The 7,237-nt window shown below is 70.7% G+C and carries 7 protein-coding genes; 3 read left to right on the forward strand and 4 right to left on the reverse strand.

The window, feature by feature from the left end; genetic code table 11:
* Positions 1-1,516, forward strand: a 1,516-nt coding sequence (locus tag VM840_02130) for a hypothetical protein (GenBank protein HVL80375.1), incomplete at its 5' end; no start/stop codon positions are given.
* A 67-nt stretch (positions 1,517-1,583) separates the two neighbouring features.
* Entirely contained in the window at positions 1,584-2,282 is a 699-nt protein-coding gene (locus VM840_02135) for a hypothetical protein (protein HVL80376.1), read from the forward strand.
* A gap of 36 nt (positions 2,283-2,318) precedes the next feature.
* On the opposite strand, the gene VM840_02140 is transcribed toward VM840_02135, so the two are convergent.
* Positions 2,319-4,088 (reverse strand): ATP-binding protein, encoded by a 1,770-nt coding sequence (locus VM840_02140; GenBank protein ID HVL80377.1) that lies wholly within the window; start codon positions 4,086-4,088, stop codon positions 2,319-2,321.
* A 140-nt stretch (positions 4,089-4,228) separates the two neighbouring features.
* Between VM840_02140 and mca the strand changes: the two genes are divergently transcribed.
* A complete protein-coding gene (gene mca, locus VM840_02145; protein ID HVL80378.1) occupies positions 4,229-5,098 on the forward strand; it encodes a mycothiol conjugate amidase Mca in 870 nt (289 codons plus the stop codon).
* Here mca and VM840_02150 read toward each other — a convergent pair.
* The 3 genes from VM840_02150 to VM840_02160 all read right to left on the reverse strand — a co-directional run.
* The gene (locus VM840_02150) at positions 5,095-5,748 is read right to left on the reverse strand and encodes a GNAT family N-acetyltransferase (GenBank protein HVL80379.1); all 654 of its coding nucleotides are present in this window, start codon (positions 5,746-5,748) and stop codon (positions 5,095-5,097) included. The genes mca and VM840_02150 overlap by 4 nt on opposite strands.
* Before the next feature lie 15 nt (positions 5,749-5,763).
* Positions 5,764-6,585 (reverse strand): arginine deiminase-related protein, encoded by an 822-nt coding sequence (locus VM840_02155; protein ID HVL80380.1) that lies wholly within the window; start codon positions 6,583-6,585, stop codon positions 5,764-5,766.
* A partial coding sequence (locus VM840_02160) for a TIGR00300 family protein (GenBank protein ID HVL80381.1) occupies positions 6,576-7,237 on the reverse strand: 662 nt, incomplete at its 5' end. The genes VM840_02160 and VM840_02155, both read right to left, overlap by 10 nt.

Genomic DNA, 7,237 nt, shown 5'->3' on the forward strand with positions numbered 1-7,237 from the left:
GGAGCAGATCACCGAGTCGCTGGACGAGCAGGCGGCCAGGCGAGGCACGGGGGGATCCGCGGAGGACGCCGCCCGCGAGGGGGCCTCCCCGACCCCACCTCCGGACCCAGCCCAGGTCATAGACCAGCCGCGCGTGAAGCGGTGCCAGGGCCAGCCACCCCGCCAGACGGAGGACCCGCAGTCCCCCCCGTGCGTGCCCTTCTGGGACGGCGACAACGGCGGTGCTACCGCAACGGGCGTGACCGCGACGGAGGTGGTGATCGCCTACCCGACCGGCGGTTTCGGCGAGGACGACGCTGCGGTCGGCGACCTGGCCCGCCACTTCAACATGCGCTACGAGTTCTACGGTCGCCGGCTGACGATCAAGGCGTTCGTCCCCGACGGCGGTTCCTTCAACCACCCCGACCCCACCACGATGCGCTCCGACGCGAGGTTGGTGGCCGACCAGCTCAACGCCTTCGCGTCCATGGCCTACCCCGACCGCAAGGGGTCTGAGCACCACTACTACGACGCGCTCACCGAGCTGAAGGTGATCAGCGCCGCGTACCGCGGGGGGTCGCAGCTGACCGAGCAGCGCCTGCGGTCGAAGGCGCCGTACCAGTGGAACGTCCTGCCCGGCGTGGACACCATGTTCAGGACGTACGGACAGTTCGTGTGCCGGACGCTGAAGGGGCTCCCGCCCGAGCACGCCGGACCCGGAACGAGGGACAGGTCGCAGCGCAAGTTCGGGATCATCTTCACGCGCGCGCTGGACGGGTCGGTCCCCGACCTCACCCCGCTCCGGACCGAGCTGCGCGCGTGCGGACTGCCCGACGACCAGGTCCCCCAGGTGGAGGCGCGTCACCAGAACGCGACCGCCCGTTCCGGCGTCAGCGAGATCCTCGCGATGAAGGACGAGGGGGTGACCTCGATCGTCTGCCTGTGCGACGTGGGGGAGACCCGGAACACGCTGATGCCCGCCGCGAGCGCGCAGACCTACTACCCGGAGTGGCTGCTGGGCAGCTACATCGACAACGACCTGGACAACTCGATGAGCCAGGCCCCGCCCGACCAGCGGCGCAGCGTCTTCGGGGCCACCTTCCGCAACCGGTTCGGTCCCCGCGACTCCATGCCGTGGTTCTGGGCGGTTAAGGAGGCCAACCCCACGCGGGAGGTCCCCGAGGGGAACTACTACCCGCTCGCGTCACGCTACGCGCAGCTGCTGCTGATCGCGTCGGGGATCCAGATGGCGGGCCCGAACCTGACCCCGGAGACGTTCATGAGGGGTCTCCAACAGGCCCGTTTCCCCAACCCCGGTGCGGGGGACGCCCCCCACTACCAGGCCCGGGTCGGGTTCGAGCCTTCCCGGCACACGATGACCCAGGACGCCACGATGTGGTGGTACGACCCGGGGCGGCGCAGCACGGTCAACCCCGCCGACGTAGGGGCGGTCTGCTACGTCAACCGGGGGGTACGCTTCCGCCACGGATCGTGGCCGACCGGCCGCCAGGCGTTCTACCAGGAACCCTGCCTGTAGGTTCGGCAGGAACCCGTCCACCGGCGCCGAACCCCTGGTCCACGTGCACCCGACCAGGAGGATCCAGATGTTCCGTGCGCGATCTATCGTCGCTGCTACGTCGCTGCTGATCGCTGCGCTGTTCGCCGGTGGGACCCCGGCCACGGCGAGCGGGAACCTGCTCCCGAACCCGAGCTTCGAGGACTCGGTCCTCGAGCCGATCCCCGAGCTGCGCGGACAGCAACCGCAGCCCGTCCTGCCCACCGGGTGGGCGTTCGAGGGCGCGGCCGGACTGTACGACCACCACCCCCACAAGGCGAAGAGCGGGACCCGAAGCGCCGCCATCTCCATCCCCGCGAGCGCGAAGCGGCAGGAGTGCCACCAGCCGGTGCCCGAGGTCCCGCGGACCTGCGTCGAGAACCCGGCCAACGTCGTGAAGGACGAGGTGGAGAAGCAGGTCTTCTCGACCTCGCCCGCCTGGCGGAACGCGCAGCCCATCGGCGTGAACCCCGGGCAGGTCTACACGATCTCCGCCTGGATCATCGGCGACAACATCACCACGGGAGAGGGCGCGGTCACCGGGGTCCGGTGGCTCGACGCCAACGGTGTCTCGGTCGGCTTCAGCCGGGGGCCCGAGTACCGCGGCGCGATCACGCTCACGGGCTGGATCCCGTTCTCGGGCCCGGTCCAGGCTCCCGGGAACGCGCGACAGGCGGTGGTCCTGTTCGGTCACAGCCACGACCTGTGGACCGGACACCTCGCCTTCGACGACGTCTCCTTCCGGTAGTCGCGGGTCGGCTCCCACTGGCGGAGCGCACGGCGGCTAGGCCGCCGGGCGCTGCGACAGTGGGAGCCGGAACGAGAAGCTCGACCCCTCACCTTCGGCGCTCGATATCTCGAGCGCCGAGTCGTGCAGCCGGAGGACCTCCCGCACGATGGCCAGCCCGAGCCCGGTGCCCCGGGTGGTCCGGGTGGTGTGCTCCCCCCCACGGAAGAAGCGCTCCCCCAGGTGGGTCAGGTCGGCCCTCGGGATGCCGGGCCCGTCGTCGGCCACGCTGATGAGGGCGCGGCTCCCGTTGCACCGGGCCGATAGCGCCACCGCCGTCCCGGGCGGGGTGTGCTTCACGGCGTTCGCGAGCAGGTTCTCCATCACGCGCTCGAACAGGACCGGGTCGGCGACCACGACGACCTCGCTCGGGACGTCGACCGAGAGCGTGTGCTTCGCGAACAGGGGGCCCAGCCGCTCGGTGACCCGGGAGACCGACGACCCGAGGTCGAGAGCGGTCGGGTTCGCCTCCAGACGTCCCTCCTCCAGGCGGGAGAAGTCGAGCAGGGTCGTGATGATCCCCTCGAGGGAGGTGGCGTTGGCGACGATCCGGTCGACGAAGAGCTCGCGCTGCTCGTCGGTGAGCCGGTCCCAGTGTTCCTGCATGGTGCGTCCCAGCCCGCTCATCACGGTCAGGGGGGTCCGCAGCTCGTGGGAGACGGTGGCGATGAAGTCCCGCTTCAGCCGGTCGAGGTTCGCCAGACGCGTGACGGCCGCCCGCTCCTCCTCGAACCGCCTCGCGTTCTCCAGCGCGCGGCCCGCCTGGGCGGCGAGCAGCTCGAAGGCTTCGACGTCCAGCTCCGGGAGCTGCCGCTGCGCCCGGCTCGTCCCGGTGAGGACGCCGGCGAGCTCGTGGTTGACCCAGACCGGGGCGGACACCGCCGACCGGAACCCTGCGTGGAGCATCGCCTCGCCCGTCTGCGGGTTCGCCGGGAGGTCGGCGTCGATCACCGTGCGGCGGGTGTCGAGGACCGCGCCGGCCAGGCCCGCCTCGGCTGGGAACGGCCCGGCTCCCGTCACGCTGGGTGGCAGTCCCCGTGAGAGGGCGATGGACACGGTGCCCGCCCGGTGGTCGAACAGGGAGAGGTCGGCTGCGTCGTAGCCGAGCGCGATCGTCGACGAGACCACCACGTCGAGGACACGCTCGGAGTCGAGGCTGCTCATCGACCGTCCGGCCGCCGCCACGGCGGCCAGCAGGGTCGCGCGCCGCTCGGATTCGTCGTGCGCGGCGTGGTGCCGGTTGGTGAGCTCCGTCAGCTCGATCGAGAGCCGCCCGGACAGGAACGAGAGGACCCCCACCATGGCCATCCGGATGTAGAGGTCCTGGACGTCGAAGGGGGTGCCGTGCACGAGCACCGCGCCGAACCAGCAGGCGAACGTGAAGAGCAGCAGGACGACCTGGGCCCGCAGGGGGTAGGCCAGCGCGAAGAAGATGGTGGTGAGCGCGTAGATGAGGAAGAGCTGCGAGCTCCCGCCCCCGGTCGCGACGATCGCCACCGAGATGAGCAGGATGTCCAGCACCGACCAGACGTAGAAGAACCACATCCCGTATCCGCTCTCGAACGCGCGCACCCAGGGGAGCCTCCAGACGATCAGCGCGCCGGCGCTCGCGCCGGCCACCACGACCGAGTAGAGGGCGACGTGGAAGCGCTGGGGGCCGGGGACGAGCGGATAGGCGAGGAGCGCCCCGACGGCGAGCACCGTGGCGAGCAGACCGAACCGAACGGTCCGGAGTCGGTAGGGGATCAGCAGGCGTTCGCTTTCCATGGGGCCATCCTCCCGGCGGCCGTCGCCCCCCGGAAGGGTCCGGAGTACGCATCTCCTCTGGTCCTTCTGGGGGATGTCCCCAGGGTGGTGCGGGTCAGTGCGGTCCACGGAGGCGCGGTCCGGTTGGGCATACTCGAGCCATGGACGACCGCCTATGTCTGTTGACCGTCCACGCCCACCCCGACGACGAGGCCTCGAAGGGGGCGGCGACCGTCGCCCGGTACGCGGCGGAGGGGGTGAGGTGCGTGCTGGTCTGCTGCACGGGAGGCGAGGCCGGCGACATCCTCAACCCGGCGATGGACCGCCCGGACGTGAGGGAGCGGCTCCACGAGGTGCGCATGGACGAGCTGCGCGCATCCACCGACGTGATCGGGTTCGAGGAGGTCTGCCTGCTCGGTTACAAGGACTCGGGGATGCCGGGTTCCCCGCACAACGACGACCCTGAGTGCTTCGCGAAGGCCGATCTGCTGGAGGCGGTGGGGCTGCTGGTGGCCATCATCCGGTCCGAGCGCCCCCACGTCGTCATCACGTACGGCGACGACCAGCGGTTCTACCCGCACCCCGACCACCTCCAGGTCCACTCGGTCAGCGTGGCCGCGTTCGACGCGGCCGGCGACGCCGATCGTTACCCGGAGGCCGGTCCGGCCTGGCAGCCGTCCAAGCTCTACTACTCCACGTGGTCGAAGGCGCGGGTCGTCGCCGCGCACGAGAAGTTCCTCGAGCTGGGGCTCGAGTCGCCGTACCAGGCTGAGTGGCTCGACCGCGAGTGGCAGGACCACCGGATCACGACCCGCATCGACGTGAAGGGGTACACCGATGTGACGCGTGAGGCTCTGCTCGCGCACGCCACGCAGGTCGATCCCAACTCGCCGTTCTGGTTCGGGCTGCCCGCCGAACACGCGCGGACCGTGTACCCGATCGACGACTACATCCTGGCCCGCTCCCACGTCGCGGTGGAACCGCCCGAGGACGACCTCTTCGCCGGGGTGCGGGAGGCCGCCGCGCGCTAACGGCCGATATCTGGGTCGGTGAGGGCGAGGGGTCGGAACGTGACCTGCTCGCCCTGGGCGGCGGAGCGGAACACCCGGTAGACGGGGCGGTCCTTCATCCCCTCGACGGCTTGCCGGAGGTCGATCTCGAGCCGGATCACGCCCGGCTCGTCCAGCTCCGCCTTCGCCCCCAGATCGGCGAACATCTTCATCACGCCTCGGTTCTGCGACAGGGCGTACGCGCGGAAGCACGTGATCCCGTTGTGGAGCGCCACGGTCTCGAGCGCCTTCAGCAGGACGGTCCCGATGCCACGGCGGTGGTAATCGTCGACGACGGCGACCGCCGCCTCGGCCACGTGCGGTTCGTCGAGGGAGCGGATGTAGCGCGCCACCCCTACGCCCGGGCTCCCCTCGTCGGCGTACGCGAAGGCGGCGAGCGCGAAGTGGTTCACGTAGTCGATCTCGGTGAGGTACTCCAGCATCCGCGGCGAGAGACGCGCCATCGGCGACATGAAGCGCAGGTACCGGGAGTGTTCGGACAGCCGCGAGAACCCCTCGCTCAGCCGCTCCTTGTCGTCGGGGACGACCGGCCTCATCAACAGGGGGGTCCCGTCGGGGAGCACGACCTCGATGGTGCGGGCCTGGACGAAGGCTGGGTCGGGGTCGGACATCCTCCGCCGAGGATGTCACCCCGACAGCGTCACGTCGAGAGCCAGCGTCAGGCACCGGACCCCGCCGCCCGCCTTCAGGAACTCGTCCACCGGGCTCACCTCGACGGCGAACCCTAGCCTCTCGAGCTCCCTCCCGACCCTCACCGGACAGGCCGGCATCACGATCCGGTCCCCGACGACCACGGAGTTGGCGCAGAAGGTGCGCGCCTCGTCCGGCTCCAGCACGATCGGCTCGGGCACCAGCCGCCTCACCACCTCGAGCCCGTAGCGATCCCACGCCACGGGGGCCACGATCGCGTGGCGATCCGTGAGAGGGCAGAAGGTCAGGTCGACGTGGTAGAAGCGCTCGTCGGTCAGCTCGAGGGAGAGCACCTCGACGCCCAGCTCCCGGGCCACGGTCGTGTGGGCGAGGAAGTCCGATCGGATCCGGTACCCCGCGACGAGACGGCCGGCGAAAGGCAGCGCGTCGCCCGCTCCCTCGAAGCGCTGTCCGGGTGGGAGCTCGACCACCTCGCTGCCCGCCGACTCGAACCACCTCTTGAACTGCGGCTCCTCACCCGCCCGCTCCGGGTGCGCGAACCGGGAGAGCAGGAAGCGGCCGCCGTCCACCAGGCCCCCGTTCGCGGTGAAGACCATGTCGGGGAGCCCCTCGACCGCTTCGATCGTCTCGACGGTGGCTCCGGCCGCGCGGATCGTCCGGACGAGGTCCTCCCACTGGGTGCGGGTGCGGTCCGGATCGGCCGCGACCTCCCTGTGCATCCACGGGTTGATCTCGTACAGGATCCCGAAGTGCGACGGGGGGCACATCAGGTAGCGGCGGCCCCAGCTCAGGTGCACAGGTTCTCGACCAGCTGCCGGCAGAACAGTCCGGCGTCGGTGACGATCCCCAGCACCTGGTGGGAGCCCCGGTCCGCCAGCTTGGTCACCACGGCTTGGTTGATGTCCACGCAGAAGGTGTCGACCGTGGCCGGCAGCAGGTTCCCGGTCGCGATCGCGTGCAGCGTCGAAGCGAGCATGAGCGCCACCCGCACGCCCTCCAGGTGGGCGCGCATCGCCTCCTGCGCATCGACCACGTCGGTGAAGACGTCCGGCAGCGGACCGTCGTCGCGCACCGACCCGCCCAGCACGAACGGGACCCCGCGCCGGACGCACTCGTACATCACGCCGGATGTGACGAGGCCTTGCTCGACGGCGGCGGCGATGGACCCGGCCCTCCGCACGGCGTTGATGGTCCGCAGGTGGTTGGCGTGACCGCCCTCGGCGGGCGGACCGCCCTCCAGCGAGACGCCCAGCGAGGTGCCGAGCATCGACGCCTCGATGTCGTGGGTGGCGAACCCGTTCCCCGCGAACAGGACGTCCACCCACCCCTCCCTCACGAGGCGGGCCACATCCGAGGCGGCTCCCGTGTGCACGACGGCCGGCCCACAGACGGCGAGCAGCTTGCCCCCCGACGCCTTGGCTCCCCTGATCCGGTCGGTCACCTGGGAGA

The organism is Actinomycetota bacterium (genome assembly GCA_035540895.1).
GTDB lineage: Bacteria > Actinomycetota > JAICYB01 > JAICYB01 > JAICYB01 > DATLFR01.